Raw genomic sequence first — 15259 nt, 5'->3', positions numbered from 1 at the left:
GAGTTGACCTAATGTTTGATTTACCCAAAATAGAAAAAGCGGTTAAAATGATCCTAGAAGCCATAGGAGAGGACCCCAACAGGGAAGGGCTAGTGGAAACACCAACAAGGGTTGCCAAAATGTACCAGGAAATATTTGCCGGCATTGGGGAAAATCCCGCAGCTCACCTGGATAAGACCTTTTCTGAAGAGCACGAAGAGATGGTCTTGGTTAAAGACATACCATTATTTAGTATGTGTGAACACCACCTCGTTCCATTTCTGGGTAAAGCCCATGTTTGCTACATACCAAGAAATGGAAAGGTAACGGGTTTGTCAAAGCTTGCCAGGCTTGTGGAAGGTTTTGCCCGACGGCCACAATTGCAGGAGCGTCTTACTAAGCAGATAGCGGATGCGGTCATGGACAGACTAAATCCCTACGGTGTAGTGGTAGTGGTAGAGGCAGAACATCTTTGCATGTCCATGAGGGGAGTAAGGGCACCTGGAGCCCATACTGTAACCTCGGCGGTAAGGGGAATTTTCCTTAAAAACGAGGCATCCAGGGCCGAGGCCATGAGTTTAATATTAAAATGTCAATAATGATTTGATTTCGGAGGGAAAAACCAGTGACTACTGAAGATAAGGGTACAGGTAAACTGGAGCTAGTAGCTACAAAAACATTTGCACCCTATAATGAAATGTATAAAGTGGTGGATTATTTAAATAAAACATTAAAGGAAAAACAAGTAATATTTGGTCTCACAAAGGACGCTGAAGGACGCATGACCATTTCCATTTACGAAACCTAGGGAGGAAGTAATGAGAATTCTCATTTCCAATGACGACGGAATTTATGCAGATGGGATAGGTGAGCTAAGGAAGGCCCTTGAAACTGTGGCTGAGGAAGTATATGTGGTTGCCCCGGACCGGGAAAGAAGTGCCTGTGGCCATGGTATCACCGTTACCCACCCCATAAGGGCAAAAATCCACAAGTTTAAATCAGGAAAGGCTAAGGGGTGGGTTGTGGATGGTACCCCGGCAGATTGTGTAAAGCTGGGTCTTGAGGCCATACTAGACAACCCCCCTGATTTAGTGGTTTCCGGCATTAATTTGGGGCCAAATTTAGGTACAGATGTTATGTACTCCGGGACAGTATCAGCTGCTGTGGAAGCAGTTATTAATCATGTTCCGGCTATAGCCGTCTCTCTGGCTGCCTGGGAAAACCTGGATTATAGGGCTGCGGCCTCCTTTATGAAGGATTTTGTACCCAAAATAATTGATAACCCACTGGATGAGGGGGTTTTATTAAATATTAACGTACCGCCAAACTATGATGGGCGTGGTGTAAGGTTGACCAGATTGGCACGCAGGCGATACATAAAATGTTTTGACAAGCGGGTAGATCCCCGGGGACGCATATATTTTTGGATGGCAGGGGAACCACACAATCTTGATGAACACGATCAAGAAACCGATGCTGCCGCCATTAATGGAGGATACATATCTATAACTCCCATGCATTTAGATCTCACTGACTATTCATATCGAAAAAAAATGGCCGGCTGGCTGCCGACCAAGTAAAAGCTCTCAATATGAGGGCTTTTTTATACCAATTGGTTTGCCCTATCTAAAGCAATTTTTACAAAATTTCCACACTGACGGGAGGTTAGATTACCATAATCACTGTGTTCCCCTTCAATTAAGCCTTCAACACCCTGCATTCTGGCAGCAAAATGCTTCATTTTCCAATTCATAACCTTGTCTTTTGCCATTGATAGTTTCCTCCTTTTAAAAATTATTTGCCGAATTTTCCCGTACCTTAAACAATCCGTATTGATTGTCAAGTGCAGGCTAATTTCGGCAGCACTGGTTAAAAATTAAATCAATTATTTTATCCTGAATCTAATGCTAGTATTCTTCAATAAATTTTATTTTATTTTATAAAGAATTTGGAGAAAGAACCAGGTTAAAAAACAAAAGCCCGTATTCCGGGCTTAAGTTAATTATATTTTCTAGGATTTAAAACGTTTGCCTATTATTTCTGTAATTCGATAAACATCTTTTCTATGGAGTCCACCTAGAGCTAATAATATTGCCAGATAGGCGATAAAACCTAAAATCAGAGCAACAATCAAAGTAAGTAAAGCTGAGAAGGGTAATAGGACAAGTTTTACTTGCCATATTATTGCACCCATACCGATTGAAGCCAAGGCGGGCTTAATTACGTCATGTGACCAATCAATCTGATAACCAATTAACTTTTTTAAATCCAAATAATTTAGAATTGCCATAACAATATAAGAGAAGCCCAAAGCAATGGCAGAACCCAAAATGCCAAAGGCTGGGATGGAAGTCAAATAGTATAGGCCAATTATCTTAAAAACAGAGGCGATCACTAAATTTTTAAAGGGCTTAAAGGCTTCACCTAGTCCCTGTAAAATACCGGTGGTTGTCTGCTGGAAATATAGGAAAGGTCCTCCAAAGGCGAGGGTGCCTAAAATAACTCCAGCATCGGGGTAGCCAAAGAGTACGCCGCACATTTCCTTTGGTAATAGGAAGAAGGTAGCGGTACAGGGTAAACCTATCACGGTGGTTATACGAAGGGCCTCGGAGGTTCGGCTAAGGACTAATCGGTGGTTATTAAGGGCTAGGGCGTCAGATATAGCAGGGATAAGGGCGGTTGCCAGGGCTATAGTAATCATGGTAGGTGTAAAGAAAAGGGTATCGGCTATGCCAATTAGTTGACCATATATTGAAGTCGCGTCACTTATGGACATTCCTGAGGCTTGAAGTCTTTGGGGGATTAGTATGGCATCTACTGACATTAATAAAGTGCTGATAAATCTTGTCAGGGTAATGGGAATGCCCAGACCAAAAATTCTTACTGTGGTTTGGCTTAGGGATTCTGATGGGCCTCCAACGGCAGGAAGCTTATCTCTAGACCTTAAGTAAAGAATGACCATAGTAATACAACCGGCTATCTCCCCGATTACTACTCCTAGTGAAACACCAATGGCGGCATATTCAACTCCCCTGGGAAGTAAAATATAAGCTATTAATAGCCCCGTTACAACCCTTACTAATTGCTCCAGGGTTTGGGTAACCGCCGTGGGGGTCATTTGCTGTAAACCTTGAAAATAACCTCTAAAGGCTGAGCAGATAGAAACAACAATGACACCTGGAATAAGGCATAGGAAAATATAATAGACCTTGGGGTTGGGAAACACGTATTCTAGCAAAAGAGGAGCACCCAGCACTAGGACAATAGTGAAAAAAGTACTAAGTCCAATTATAAAGGTCAGACTTATTTTGAAAATCCTTTTGGCTCCCTGAATATTATTTTTAGCCATTTCCTCTGCCACCAGTTTAGCTATGGCAACAGGTATACCCATAGTGGCTAAAACAAGGACCAAAATATAAATAGGGAAGACCATATTGAAAAGTCCAATTCCTTCGGGTTTTATTAAACGAATCATAAGTATTTGGTAGACAAAACCTATAATCCGGTTAATAAAACTTGCTGCCAGCAAAACCAAGGCACCATAAACAAATGATTGTCGAGACATGTCCATTTTCCTTTCAATGCATTTCCAAAAAAATGACCACTACACTCTATGTTATGAGTGTAGTGGACGAGGTATGCCCGGCAAAAATAAAATCAATTTTTGCTAAATTAAGAGGATTTCGATATTGTGTGTAGAAATGTTAACATAATTTTAATATGCATGACCTTGATTTTGGGCGTTAATTGTGGGTGAATCCAATACCCCTTTACGGGGTAATTTTATTTTATATTTGCCCATAATATGGTTAATGGTATATCTTTTGCCAATTAAGGAAACCATTATTTACAAAAGGAGGCCTGAATTTTGAAAAACTACCAATCCAATCAACTTCGTAATGTCGCAGTTGTGGCCCACGGCGGATCTGGCAAGACTTCTTTGGTAGAGGCAATGCTTTTTAACACTGGCACCCTCTCCCGTTTGGGTAGAGTGGAAGACGGCACTACCACATCGGACTACCATCCAGAAGAAACAGCCCGTAAAATGACTATTCATACTAGCTTGGTGCCCGTGGAATGGAACAAAACTAAGGTAAATCTTTTAGATACTCCTGGATTTTCTGATTTTATTGGTGAAATTAAAGGTTCTCTAAGGGTTGCAGATGGTGCCCTGTTTGTTATATCTGCAGTGGATGGTGTGCAGGTTCAGCATGAGGTTATCTGGGACATGGCTGGAGAAATGCCCAAATTCGTAATTATTAATAAAATGGATCGTGAAAATGCGAACTTTGACAAAGTCCTTGATAGCCTTAAGGAAAAGTTTGGGGCAAATTTTGTTCCCTTGCAAATTCCAATTGGTGCTTTTAATGATTTTAATAGTGTCGTAAATATTATGGATGAAAAGGCCTACACAGGTGATGGCAAGGGTAAAGAGGTAGCTGTACCTGGTGATTTAGCCGACTATCTTGCCACTTACCGTGAAGCTATGATTGAGGCGGCCGCCGAGGGCGATGATGAATTAACCATGAAGTATTTAGAGGGGGAGGAATTGACTCCCGATGAAATACGTGATGGTTTCCGGAAATCTGTTGCTTTAGGTAAAGTTGTTCCGGTTATGGCATGCTCGGCAATTAAGAACATTGGTGTTGCTCAAATACTTGATCTAATTGCTGAATACTTCCCAGCACCTAAGGTTGAGGAAGGTCCAATGGCTTCCCTGATATTTAAAACTATTGCTGACCCGTATGTCGGTAAAATGAACTTCTTAAGGGTATTCCGTGGTCAATTAAAGACTGATGCCCCGGTATTGAATGTAAAGAAGGAAAAACTTGAAAAAATTGGTCAGATGATGTACGTACGGGGTAAGGCTACTGTGCAAACCGAGGTTGTACCATGTGGTGATTTAGCGGTTCTTGTTAAACTGCAGGATACCGGTACAGGCGATACCTTGGCAGATAAGGATAAGCCTATAGAACTGGAAGGCATTGAATTCCCAGTACCAACCCTAACTACTGCGGTGGCTCCAAAGAGTAAAAACGACGAAGACAAACTAGGAGACGCGCTACTTAAATTAACAGACGAAGATCCCACTGTTAAGGTGCAAAAGAACACTGAAACAAAACAAACTCTACTAATTACCATGGGTGAAGCCCAGACTCAAATTATGGTGGACCGTCTCAAGAAAAAATACGGTGTTGATGTTACCCTGGAAGAAGCTAAGGTGCCTTATAGAGAAACCATTCGTAAGAAGGTAGAAGTGGAAGGTAAGCATAAGAAGCAATCAGGTGGACGTGGACAGTTTGGACATGTTTGGATTCGCTTTGAACCCTCTGAAGAACATTTTGTATTTGCTGAAGAAGTATTCGGCGGCGCTGTGCCAAGAAACTTCTTCCCTGCTGTTGAAAAGGGCCTAAGGGAAGTTTTAGATGAAGGTGTACTTGCTGGATTCCCTGTAACCGGTCTTAAAGCTACCCTTTATGATGGCTCCTATCACCCGGTTGACTCTTCTGAAATGGCGTTTAAGATTGCATCCCATCTAGCCTTTAAAAAGGGTTGCGATCAGGCCAGTCCGGTATTGCTGGAGCCCATTCAAAATGTTGAGGTGACTGTGCCGGAGAACTTCATGGGCGATATTATCAGTGACTTCAACACCAAGCGTGGACGTGTACTGGGAACTGAGCCCATGGGTAAGTTGGTTAAGATACGTGCCCAGGTACCTCTCTCCGAAATGTACCGCTATGCCATTGATTTGAAATCCATGACCCAGGGACGTGGCTCCTTTACCATGGAGTTTGCGAGCTATGAAGAATTCTCAGGTCGTGAGGCCGATATGGTTGTTAAAAAGGCCAAGGAAGAAAAGGAAGCTGCAAAATAAAATGGAATTACTAAAACCAGGGGCTTTAGCACCCCTGGTTTTCCCTTCCGGTAGGATATTCCCCCGACATATACTATTTTTTTTGTGTCTTGATAGCTTTATTCCGGATAGAGAAGTTGGCCAGTTCCTTTTCAGTTTCACAATCCGTCCATTCCTCGGGGCTCAGCAGATCAGGTCTGTTGTCCTTATTTGCCTCGGGACGTAATTCCCCAGCGGCCTCCTGATTAAACCTATTTGGATCAAAATTAATGAAGTGGCCCATAATATTTCACCTACCTTTTACAAGGATTAGCAGTTATATCAGTGACTAGAGTGCTGGTCGGCATATTCATCTTTAATTTCATTGCGCATGCCGCGAATGCTCTCTTCCCGTCTTTTGTTTTTCTCCTTGATATTTTGTTTTTGCTCACTGCTTAGGCTTTGATTTTGCATAGTTTCATGGGCCTCTTCAAGGTTTTCTATGGTATTTTGTACCATGCTTTGTAGTTTTTCAACATTATCACTGCGATCATCTGGTTTAGCCATTTAAAAAACCTCCTTAGTGTACATTCTGTATTGTGGGATTCGAAGTTATTTTAATCGAAAATTAGATTCATTATTCTGAGATAAATTGTACAAATACGAACTAAACTTAATATTGACTAATGCTGAAACCTCTGATATACTGATTCTTGCGTCAAACAAGTGCATATTTCGGGGGTATAGCTCAATTGGTAGAGTAGCGGTCTCCAAAACCGTTGGTTGAGGGTTCAAGTCCTTCTGCCCCCGCCAGTCATTCCAAGGCTTCGCAGTCTTGGAATTTTTATTTTTAAAGACAAATAGACAGATTTTAGACAGATTTGTGTTTTTGGACATAAAAAGTTACTTGAAGATTCAATGCCTGACCTCATTTTAAATTACCTCAGAGTATAAAAAGGATCTGTATTCAATACATACCCCAATAAAAAAGAAGCCTATTATTTGGCTTCTTTTTTTGATTTATTATTAATCTTTTGCTTTTTGCTAAAAGTATCTTCCATTAGTTCCGCTGCTTGACGATCCTTACTCTCCAGGAAGTGGCTGTAAACATTCTGAGTAGTGGCTGATGTACTATGCCCGAGCCTCCCGGCCACAGTTTGAATATCCATCCCTCGACTTATTAAAAAAGTAGCACTTGTATGTCGCAAGCCGTGAAAGTTTAAGGGTGGTAATTTATTGTCTTTTAAAAATTCCGGGAACCATTTGCTCAGTGTAAGCGGGTGCATAGGTTGTCCATCCCAAGCGAGGAATAATCGGTTACTATCCTGACAAAGAAAGCCTTTATCCCTCTGGGAATTTTTGTACTCTTCCAGAAGCTTTAATAAGGTGTCATTCACGGAGATTCTCCGCTTACTAGTTTCGGTTTTAGGGTCCTTTGTGAAAATACCTTCACCAGGAAGATACTGGCTACTTTGTCTAATCTCAATAGCTTTATTTGTGAAGTCTATATCCTGCCACTCCAGGCCCATAATTTCACCTAGCCGGGCTCCGGTCATTAAGGCTATCATGGTAGCTGCCTTATATTTTAATTCCTCAGGTCCCAGCTTGTCCAATGCATCCAAGAGGGCTTGTACATGCTTCTCATCATAGCACTTGGCTTTTTTCTTTTCGGTTTTAGGTGCATCAACATGCTTCGCTGGGTTAGAACCTCGTAATATTTCCCATTTAATGGCCTTTTCAAATATTGCACTAATAAGCCGGTGGTAATGCTTGATAGTTTGCTCGGAAAGCGGCTCTGCTTGCTTTTCCTCCCTGGTGCCGTCTTTTAAGAGGCCCATATACTTATGTTTTTTTCTTAGGCTATTATAGAATCCTACTAGGTCAAGAGGCCTTAGCTTGTCTAATTTCTTATCCCCAAAAGCCGGATAGATTCTGCCTTCAAGCAACTCCTTGTACCTGTAAACTGTCTTAGGAGCTAATTCTATTTCTGCATAATCCTTTAACCATTTTTGGGAAAATTCCCTGAAGGTAACTTTTGATGGCTGCTTAAAATCGCCAGCGTCAACCTCGGTCACAAATTTTGCCAGCAGTCTTTCGGCTTCTCGGTCACTTTTAGCCTTTACATATCTTGAAGAATCCTTGTATCTAAGTCTGTAGTGGCCATCTTTGACTTTGACGATGTTTCCAGCCATTTAATCAACTCCTGTAGTTTATTTGCTAAATACCCTAATAGGTTTATCCTTGGTAATTTTCTCAATAGCAATATTTAAACCGGAATCTATACCCATTTCATAGCACTTTATTCCGTATCGACGGTATAAATCATCAGCAGCGCGTAGCATATCAAAAAGTGCCTTTCTGTCAGCTTTAGGTGTTATTTCAAGTAGCCTTAAGAAAGATTTATTAAATCTGGTCGCCATTTCTCTTTCTTCTTCGTTATCAAATTCCATACCATCATTTGAGTATTTTTCCCAAACTTTAACACTCATTTCATGCACACCTCGCTAACGAATCGCTAAATCTATAATCTTTTTAAACTCCATACCATCTTTAAACCCTATTAAATAAGCCTGGTGAATACTTAATGCCAAACAATCATTCCTGGCTGTTTCATAGATCTCTAGTAAATTCTCATGCTCTGGCCCTAATAACTGAGTTATTTCCTTTAGTGCTGCTTCAGCTTTATCATTATTCTCTTTATATTCCGGTGAATTAGAGAGAGTTGGAAAATTCTCACCGTATCTTTCCCATATGAAATCATATAACTGTTGTCCAAAAGTGGTACTTCTATCCATTACAGCACCACCTTTGAATTGCTGCAGTGATCACAATCCCCTGTACAAGACTTGTCCTGTTTATTTGGACAAAAAATTGAGTTAACAAGAATTATTTCGTCAGTGGTATATACTTCTTCAACAATGTTTTTCAGTTTCTCAGGAAAATTAACATATATTTTTGTTACTACAGAACTTTCATTCATAGCAAAACCTCCTAAGTGATTTTAATTGCCACCGTGAGAGGTTATAATAGTAATAGGCCCCTTCGGGTGGTCTACATCGCAGGAAGGGACTATGCTTGCCGGCTAGCCTTCCTGCTTTTTATTTTTCCTTATTTTTTGCTTGCCCACTTTCAAGCCACTTAATTAAAGCTTCTCGACTAAAACGCCATTGGCGTCCCACTTTTTGCCCCGGAAGTTTTCCTTCCTGAGCTAATTTCAAAAGAGTCACCCTGCTAATCTTCAATAACTCAGCTGCTTGCATGGTGTCAAGAACATCATCCCCCAATAACAATCACCACCTCACACTGTTATAGGAATATTATACCATTTTATGCCCAGTCTTACAATATATTACCTTGATTTAGTTTAACTTTATTTTACTAATATTATCATAGATTGACTTAGGTATACATAGATTTAACTAAAAATATATAACATTAACATTGTAAGTTCGTTAAACAAAAAAATATTTGCGGAGGTGATAAACATCAGTAAAAAGACAAATGCCCTGGGTGAAGCTCTTTCCACTCTGAGGGTGGTGTGGAGGCGGAGGAAAGGCCAGGAGATACCAGGCGCCATCCTAGACACTATAGATGTCATATGGCCAGAAGGAAAGCCAAGGCCACTACTCACCCATAAGAAACAAACACCAGGCGGCTGGCACATGATATTTACTTTAATGCCCGGGGTGAGCTTTAACGAATTTAAAAATAAAACTGAATACTTCAGTGATGCGTGTAGGGGGTTGGTTGATATTAAGAAGGTAAACGGATTTGTTCATATGAACATTTCAACCGGTAGCATGGAGAATTTTTACCCTTATTCATTCAATCCGGAGGACTATCCAAAAATGGATTTACCTGTACCTGTCGGTTATGACAGCAGCGGTAAGCTTGTAGTGTTTGACCTAGCTGAAAGTCCTCACTTACTGGTGGCTGGTGTCCCTGGATTTGGCAAAAGCAACTTCCTTCATGTTCTAATTCATGCACTACTACCAAAGGCCCTGGTGGCAGTTATGGACTTCAAACGGTTGGAGTTTGCTTACCTCAAAAATCACTGTGCCCTAGCTAGAACCGAGGTCGAGGCACTAGCACTGATGAAGGCCCTTAACAGGGAAATGGAACGCAGGATAGACCTCCTAGACGCTGCAGGGTGTGCTAAGGTGCAGGAATTCAAGGATGATATGCCTTTCATCGTCCTGGTATGTGACGAGGTGGCGGAGATTGAGAACGAGGAAATTGTTTATTATATTGACCGGATCGTTAGATTAGCAAGGGCTGTGGGAATATCCGTTGTAATGGCTACGCAGCGCCCATCCAAAAAACTGAAGATATTTAAAGATGATACCAGGGATATGTTTTTAGCTAGAATCTGTTACCAGATGGCAGACGAAATAAGCAGTAGAATGGTCCTGGGTGAGCAATGTCCACAAGCTGCTTATCTTCCGGAAATAAAAGGCCGTGGGATATTCAAATACGGCATGACAATCAAAGAGGTGCAGTCAATGTGCTTATACCTGAAGGATGCAAAAAAGATGCTAGAAGGAACTGAAAAGGCGGTGAGTGATTTTGCCCAGTGCTGCTCAGTTAAAAGGCTTCCACCGAGATAGGGAGATATTATTAGCCATTGAAAAGCTTCAGGCTTTAACAACCGACCAGGTAACTGCCCTCTTTTTTGAGGGGAGCGAAAGTAGCCAAAGGAAAGCACGTGAAAGGCTCCTGAAATTGTATCAGATGAAAAAAATTAAGCGGTGCCGGTACTCTCTAAATGAACCCTACTGCTACTACCTAGGCCGTAAACATGGGAGGCTGGAACACTTAATAGAACTCAATTGGGTTTATGTATGGCTAACTAACAACCTTAGGTCTTGGGAGCAGTTTTACTGCTTTAAGCACGAATACAACTTAGGTGTTTTACAGGCTGATGCTTTAGCTGGGATCAGAAATACAGTAACAGGTAAAACAAAGTTTTCCTTTGTGGAGCTAGACCGGAGTGACAATGACTTTGATAAGGTTGAAAAGTACAACCGGTTATATGAGTCAGACGGCTATACGCGCCAGTGGTGGTCAGAATTAGCAGACCGGTTCCCTAATATCTTAGTGGTGACTACTACTGAAAGGCGTAGGGCTAAAATTCTAGAACGGGTTAAACAGGATAATGTAAATGGCTTAGAGTTTACCATCATTTTAAATGATGAAATTAAAAGGGAGTGTTAGATATGATGATAACAGGATTTTATGTGAAAGCCACTCAACGCAAATCTGCGTTTACTAAAATCACTCCCCCCAGATTTGGGGGCAGTAAAAATAAAAAGGTTAACCAACTAATTAGGTTTTGTGGAGCTTCATGGATGGCATTATACTTAATGCCTAGTGCCACTCCTGCCATGGCCAGCACCGGCCAGCAAATAATAAAAGATGTAGCCGTTAGTACATTTGGCGTAGGTGGTCCTGGGTTCCTTATTATCAGCCTTCTACTTATCGCCCTGGTGGGATGGTTGGCCGGTTACATCGCTCAAGCTTGTGGCAAAGGACAGATAGCGGGAATGATTCATATAGTATCGGTATTTAGTTGTATCTCAATAGTCGCAGGAGCTGCACTAAAGGCCCTGGGCTCGGTTGCTTCGTTCTTAGGTTAAAGGTAAGGTCGTTAGGACCTTACCTTTTCTTTTTCCGATTTGAAATCGGGAATACATAGACTTAACCTCCTCAAATTTGAGGGGGAAAGGGTGTAGGTATAAACCGAGGATAATACCTGGGTTCATTCCACAGTCCGTACCAGCGATGGTATGGACTTGTTTGTCCAATGCCTGAATTTACAGGCTTAAGTTCTAGGGATAAGGGGTTTCAGGGGGAAAGAGTTCCCCAAGAGGAAGGGGCGTAAAAAAATAATTTAGGAATAGGAAAGATATACCTTGACTGTAACCCAAAATAATAATAAAATGAGTACAAATAAGCAAATATGTAATCAGGAGGATTAAAAAATGACAAGCGAACAAATACAAGCTAGGTTATCGAAGGCAGATTTCACCTTAGCAGATATCGATTCTAAAGCTGCTGAGCTAGGCATGAATCGTACTGAGTTTGTACTAACTGCAGTTGAAATGCTCTTGGGGTTTGATGTAGTTTTCTACAATAGGATCAAAAAAACTGCGAAAAGTTTAAATATCCCCGTATGGTTGGTTATGCAGAATAAGCTTATTAAGCGTTTTGCTGAGGATGCTGCAAAATCAAAAGTATGGGGTGGTAGAAAAGAAATGCTGATTGAATTTATGCATACTGCCCAAGGGCCTATTACTGGGGAAGAGTTGTTTAATATCATTAGAGATATGAGGGTTAAAGAGGAAGAGCAAAAGCTAGTGGAGTTGCTACTTGAGCGTGAAATCTATAGGGACTTAAGCCCAGAGGATAAAAAGGTTTTAATCCGACATCGTAGAGGTAAAACATGGTTGGAATCAGAGGAATATAAAAGGGAACAGGAAATTAAGGCACAAATAGCCCGCTTTAATCAAGAGCATGGAATCGTTGATGAACCTGAATTTGACCCAGATGAGATTGTAACCGATGAAGAACTTGAAGAGTGGACCAAAGACCATCGGGAGGAATAACTTCATGATTCAAAAGGTGCGAGTTCAAAATAAGATTCTATTTGAAATCGAAACAATCGATGGCATCAAATATTTTAAGAAAGAAGATAAAGAGGCAAGCAAAAGAGCTGGAAAACCAGTTTATATTCGTAGGCCAATTGATGAAATCTTTAACTCTGATAAAGAAGTAATAAACATTAAATAAGAAAATAAGCGCTCCAAGCGAGTCATATAGCACTCCAAGCGGGCCTAATGAATGTCGGTTATACTGGCGTTTGTTAGGCCCCTTTTATTTTTAGAAAGGGGTAATAAGAATGACCATCAATAAAAACAGGATGCTACCAAAGGAAGCCGCTGAGTATATAGGATGCAGATATGATAAGTTAATGCAGATGGTGCGGCAGAAAAAGATCCCCCATTACAGAATCGGGAATCGTTGTCTATTCAGAAAAGAATCTTTAGATTTATGGATTGAAAACCTTGAGAGACAATCGCTAGAGGAAGCTACCTATGGGTAGAGGAAACGTAAAAACTGGGGGTGGTTAGTGGTGTTTATTCACTGCAACCACATTTGGGATGAAGATGGTTTGACTTTCTACGCAAAAGGTATTTACTGCCTTCTTGCAAAGTTTGCTGATAAAGAGGGACGTTGTTGGCCATCACTTAAAACACTTAAAGAACATTCGAGTATATCTAAACCAACAATAATCAAGGCAATAACTGAGTTAAAATCTCGTGGATATGTGCAAATTGACAAAAGAAAAACAGTTAACGGGGATTTTGACCATAACGTATATGTGTTACCTGGTATTAACAGGGTGGTAAACCACGTTGACAGGGTGGTAAAGGAGGTTGACAACGTGGTAAACGACATTAATCAAGGTAGTAAAGGAGATTTACTAGGGGTGGTAAACCACGTTGACTCTAACTATATCCATAAAAACTATTCCATAGAACTATTAGGAGAAAGTAAGGTTCTTGATAATCTGATTGAGTTGTACAGGCAACATAACCCAGAGGCAGTAAAGAGGTTTAAGGTTGGAGGAATAACCAAGGCTAGGGATACATTTTTAGAAGCAATCAGAAAAGGTGTAACACCTAATCTACTGGCAGAAGCAATAACAGAAAAGCCTGAGATACCACCTTGGGAGATAGTTAAGGCCACAAATAAGCCGACAAATTACGATGAGAACAAAGATTACATGGATGATTTTATAGCGAGGTGTCAGGCTAATGGATTTTACACAGACTAAAACACCACCAAGCAATATAGAGGCAGAACAATCCGTCCTTGGTGCAATCCTGCTTGACAATTCTTCATTACTAGATATTGCAGGTATTCTAAGACCAGACCATTTTTACAGAGAGCAACACAGAATTATCTACCAAGCAGCAATAGACCTTCACAATAATGGACAGCCTGTTGACCTGGTTACCTTAACCGACAAATTACAGGCAGATGGCAATATTGAAAAGGCAGGAGGATTTACCGGGGTAGCAACACTGGCAAACCTAGTACCAACCTCTGCCAATGCCGTAAGCTATGCCAGAATAGTTCGAGATAAGGCAATCACCAGGGCAATTATAAAAAAGGCCGCACAGATAATGCAGAAGGGATATAGCGAGGATTTTGATAGTATTGAGGACTTTATTACGGAAGCCCAGACCGGTATCTGTGACATTGAAAGTAAGGCAAGTGGCAAACTAATCCCGGTTAAGGATTTAGTTATAGACAGAGTAGCAGTGATAGAGAAACGCACTAATAAAAAAGGGATTACAGGAATACCTACGGGACATACCAGATTAGATGCATACACTGCCGGGTGGCAACCAGGGGATCTAATAATATTAGCAGCTAGACCATCAATGGGCAAAACAACTTATGCAATGCAGCTAAGTGCTGAAGCTGCAATAAAGCATGGCAAGAAAGTAGCTAATTTTAGCATCGAGATGACTAAAGAAAGCCTATTGGAGAAGTGGTTTTGTAATATAGGTATGATTGACACCCAAAACATGAGGATTGGCAAACTGACTGACGAGGAATGGAAAAACCTTCACCAGGCTTCAACCAAGATTTATAACAGTGGGTTATATATTGACGATGACCCTGAAATTACAGTAATGGACATAAAAAACCGAAGCAGGCGAATGAAGCAGCAAACCGGCCTTGACTTGATAGTTGTTGACTATCTTCAGTTAATTAAGCCACATAAAAAGACCAACAACAGGAACGAGGAAATAGGGCAAATATCCTGGGGGTTAAAGAGTATAGCTAAAGAACTACAGGTCCCAGTAATAGTACTCTCTCAGTTGAGTAGGGACGTAGAAAAGCGGTCAGATAAGACACCAATGCTGTCAGACCTACGGGATAGTGGAAGTATTGAGCAGGATGCAGACATTGTTTGCTTTATGTATCGGGATGATTATTACACCAAGGAAAAAAGCAACAAAAAAGGTATTACGGATCTAATTATAGCCAAACAAAGACTGGGGCCGACTGGGAAAGTAGAGTTATACTTCCAAAAGCAGTGGGCGAGGTTCGCAGAGAGTATTAAAGAGGGAGAGTTTTAAATGAAAGGTGCAGTGTTATTCTGCCTGAGGTGCGGCAGTGAAACTGTGGACATAAATCACTGGGAAGTAGGCACAAAGGTAGCTGAAGTTAGATGTTCAAAGTGTGGAATGACAGGATTTATTAGTGGCTTTACACTCGGACGAATCGAGATTAATGATCATCAAATGACTGAGGCAAAGATGGATAGAGCGATACCTTGGTGGTTTAGAGAAAGAGATTAATTCAGCTAAGTGATTATATTAAAGGTTCTAGTAAGTCAAGGTTAATAGCTACTTAGAAATATAAGCTATA

General features: G+C 40.9%; 22 protein-coding genes and 1 tRNA gene. 14 read left to right on the top strand and 9 right to left on the bottom strand.

Annotated elements, in window-relative coordinates; genetic code table 11:
• Nucleotides 1-11: 11 nt before the first annotated feature.
• The 3 genes from folE to surE are packed head-to-tail and all read left to right on the top strand — an operon-like array spanning nt 12 to nt 1559.
• Nucleotides 12-578: a GTP cyclohydrolase I FolE gene (folE, locus tag P6N53_RS02650; RefSeq protein WP_304540966.1), complete on the top strand. Its 567-nt coding sequence runs from the start codon at nt 12-14 to the stop codon at nt 576-578.
• 26 nt (nt 579-604) lie between these two features.
• Nucleotides 605-787 (top strand): YpmA family protein, encoded by a 183-nt coding sequence (locus P6N53_RS02645; protein WP_304540964.1) that lies wholly within the window; start codon nt 605-607, stop codon nt 785-787.
• 10 nt (nt 788-797) lie between these two features.
• A complete protein-coding gene (gene surE / locus P6N53_RS02640) occupies nt 798-1559 on the top strand; it encodes a 5'/3'-nucleotidase SurE (RefSeq protein WP_304540963.1) in 762 nt (253 codons plus the stop codon).
• A gap of 23 nt (nt 1560-1582) precedes the next feature.
• On the opposite strand, the gene P6N53_RS02635 is transcribed toward surE, so the two are convergent.
• Both P6N53_RS02635 and spoVB read right to left on the bottom strand, forming a co-directional pair.
• On the bottom strand, nt 1583-1750 hold the full coding sequence (locus tag P6N53_RS02635; RefSeq protein WP_304540961.1) for a small, acid-soluble spore protein, alpha/beta type: 168 nt from the start codon (nt 1748-1750) through the stop codon (nt 1583-1585).
• Between the two features lie 240 nt (nt 1751-1990).
• Nucleotides 1991-3544: a stage V sporulation protein B gene (gene spoVB / locus P6N53_RS02630; protein ID WP_304540960.1), complete on the bottom strand. Its 1554-nt coding sequence runs from the start codon at nt 3542-3544 to the stop codon at nt 1991-1993.
• Nucleotides 3545-3847: 303 nt separating this feature from the next.
• On the opposite strand from spoVB, the gene fusA reads away from it, so the two are divergent.
• On the top strand, nt 3848-5854 hold the full coding sequence (gene fusA / locus P6N53_RS02625; protein WP_304540958.1) for an elongation factor G: 2007 nt from the start codon (nt 3848-3850) through the stop codon (nt 5852-5854).
• A 73-nt stretch (nt 5855-5927) separates the two neighbouring features.
• Here fusA and P6N53_RS02620 read toward each other — a convergent pair whose 3' ends face one another.
• The gene (locus tag P6N53_RS02620; protein WP_304540957.1) at nt 5928-6116 is read right to left on the bottom strand and encodes a hypothetical protein; all 189 of its coding nucleotides are present in this window, start codon (nt 6114-6116) and stop codon (nt 5928-5930) included.
• Nucleotides 6117-6154: 38 nt separating this feature from the next.
• Nucleotides 6155-6379: a small acid-soluble spore protein Tlp gene (gene tlp / locus P6N53_RS02615; protein ID WP_304540955.1), complete on the bottom strand. Its 225-nt coding sequence runs from the start codon at nt 6377-6379 to the stop codon at nt 6155-6157.
• 170 nt (nt 6380-6549) lie between these two features.
• Here tlp and P6N53_RS02610 point away from each other — a divergent pair.
• A tRNA-Trp gene (locus tag P6N53_RS02610) sits at nt 6550-6625 on the top strand.
• 185 nt (nt 6626-6810) lie between these two features.
• Here the strand turns inward: P6N53_RS02610 and P6N53_RS02605 are convergent.
• The 5 genes from P6N53_RS02605 to P6N53_RS02585 all read right to left on the bottom strand — a co-directional run bounded on the left by P6N53_RS02605 (nt 6811) and on the right by P6N53_RS02585 (nt 9096).
• Nucleotides 6811-8004 (bottom strand): tyrosine-type recombinase/integrase, encoded by a 1194-nt coding sequence (locus tag P6N53_RS02605; RefSeq protein ID WP_304540952.1) that lies wholly within the window; start codon nt 8002-8004, stop codon nt 6811-6813.
• 18 nt (nt 8005-8022) lie between these two features.
• Complete coding sequence (locus P6N53_RS02600; protein WP_304540950.1) at nt 8023-8301, bottom strand: hypothetical protein; 279 nt, start codon at nt 8299-8301, stop codon at nt 8023-8025.
• Nucleotides 8302-8316: 15 nt separating this feature from the next.
• A complete protein-coding gene (locus P6N53_RS02595) occupies nt 8317-8607 on the bottom strand; it encodes a DUF6809 family protein (protein WP_304540948.1) in 291 nt (96 codons plus the stop codon).
• Nucleotides 8607-8792 (bottom strand): hypothetical protein, encoded by a 186-nt coding sequence (locus tag P6N53_RS02590; RefSeq protein WP_304540947.1) that lies wholly within the window; start codon nt 8790-8792, stop codon nt 8607-8609. Before P6N53_RS02590 ends, P6N53_RS02595 begins: the two co-directional genes overlap by 1 nt.
• 118 nt (nt 8793-8910) lie before the next feature.
• Nucleotides 8911-9096: a helix-turn-helix domain-containing protein gene (locus tag P6N53_RS02585; protein ID WP_304540946.1), complete on the bottom strand. Its 186-nt coding sequence runs from the start codon at nt 9094-9096 to the stop codon at nt 8911-8913.
• 378 nt (nt 9097-9474) lie between these two features.
• On the opposite strand from P6N53_RS02585, the gene P6N53_RS02580 reads away from it, so the two are divergent.
• The 9 genes from P6N53_RS02580 to P6N53_RS02540 all read left to right on the top strand — a co-directional run bounded on the left by P6N53_RS02580 (nt 9475) and on the right by P6N53_RS02540 (nt 15189).
• Nucleotides 9475-10419, top strand: coding sequence for an FtsK/SpoIIIE domain-containing protein (locus tag P6N53_RS02580; protein ID WP_304540944.1), 945 nt, complete (start codon nt 9475-9477; stop codon nt 10417-10419).
• Entirely contained in the window at nt 10379-11026 is a 648-nt protein-coding gene (locus P6N53_RS02575) for a replication-relaxation family protein (protein ID WP_304540943.1), read from the top strand. The genes P6N53_RS02580 and P6N53_RS02575 overlap by 41 nt, the downstream gene beginning before the upstream one ends.
• Nucleotides 11027-11160: 134 nt before the next feature.
• Entirely contained in the window at nt 11161-11448 is a 288-nt protein-coding gene (locus P6N53_RS02570) for a hypothetical protein (RefSeq protein ID WP_304540941.1), read from the top strand.
• Between the two features lie 345 nt (nt 11449-11793).
• The gene (locus P6N53_RS02565) at nt 11794-12417 is read left to right on the top strand and encodes a hypothetical protein (RefSeq protein WP_304540940.1); all 624 of its coding nucleotides are present in this window, start codon (nt 11794-11796) and stop codon (nt 12415-12417) included.
• A 4-nt stretch (nt 12418-12421) separates the two neighbouring features.
• Nucleotides 12422-12601, top strand: coding sequence for a hypothetical protein (locus tag P6N53_RS02560; protein WP_304540938.1), 180 nt, complete (start codon nt 12422-12424; stop codon nt 12599-12601).
• 109 nt (nt 12602-12710) lie between these two features.
• Nucleotides 12711-12914 (top strand): helix-turn-helix domain-containing protein, encoded by a 204-nt coding sequence (locus tag P6N53_RS02555; RefSeq protein WP_304540936.1) that lies wholly within the window; start codon nt 12711-12713, stop codon nt 12912-12914.
• 30 nt (nt 12915-12944) lie between these two features.
• On the top strand, nt 12945-13649 hold the full coding sequence (locus P6N53_RS02550; protein WP_304540934.1) for a helix-turn-helix domain-containing protein: 705 nt from the start codon (nt 12945-12947) through the stop codon (nt 13647-13649).
• A complete protein-coding gene (gene dnaB / locus P6N53_RS02545) occupies nt 13630-14967 on the top strand; it encodes a replicative DNA helicase (RefSeq protein ID WP_304540933.1) in 1338 nt (445 codons plus the stop codon). The genes P6N53_RS02550 and dnaB overlap by 20 nt, the downstream gene beginning before the upstream one ends.
• On the top strand, nt 14968-15189 hold the full coding sequence (locus tag P6N53_RS02540; protein ID WP_304540931.1) for a hypothetical protein: 222 nt from the start codon (nt 14968-14970) through the stop codon (nt 15187-15189). It begins immediately after the preceding gene.
• Nucleotides 15190-15259: the final 70 nt, after the last annotated feature.

Source organism: Desulforamulus aquiferis, assembly GCF_030577015.1.
GTDB lineage: Bacteria > Bacillota > Desulfotomaculia > Desulfotomaculales > Desulfotomaculaceae > Desulfotomaculum > Desulfotomaculum aquiferis.
The sequence above is the reverse complement of the archived record's forward strand: the minus strand, read 5'-3'. Positions and strand labels throughout refer to the sequence as shown.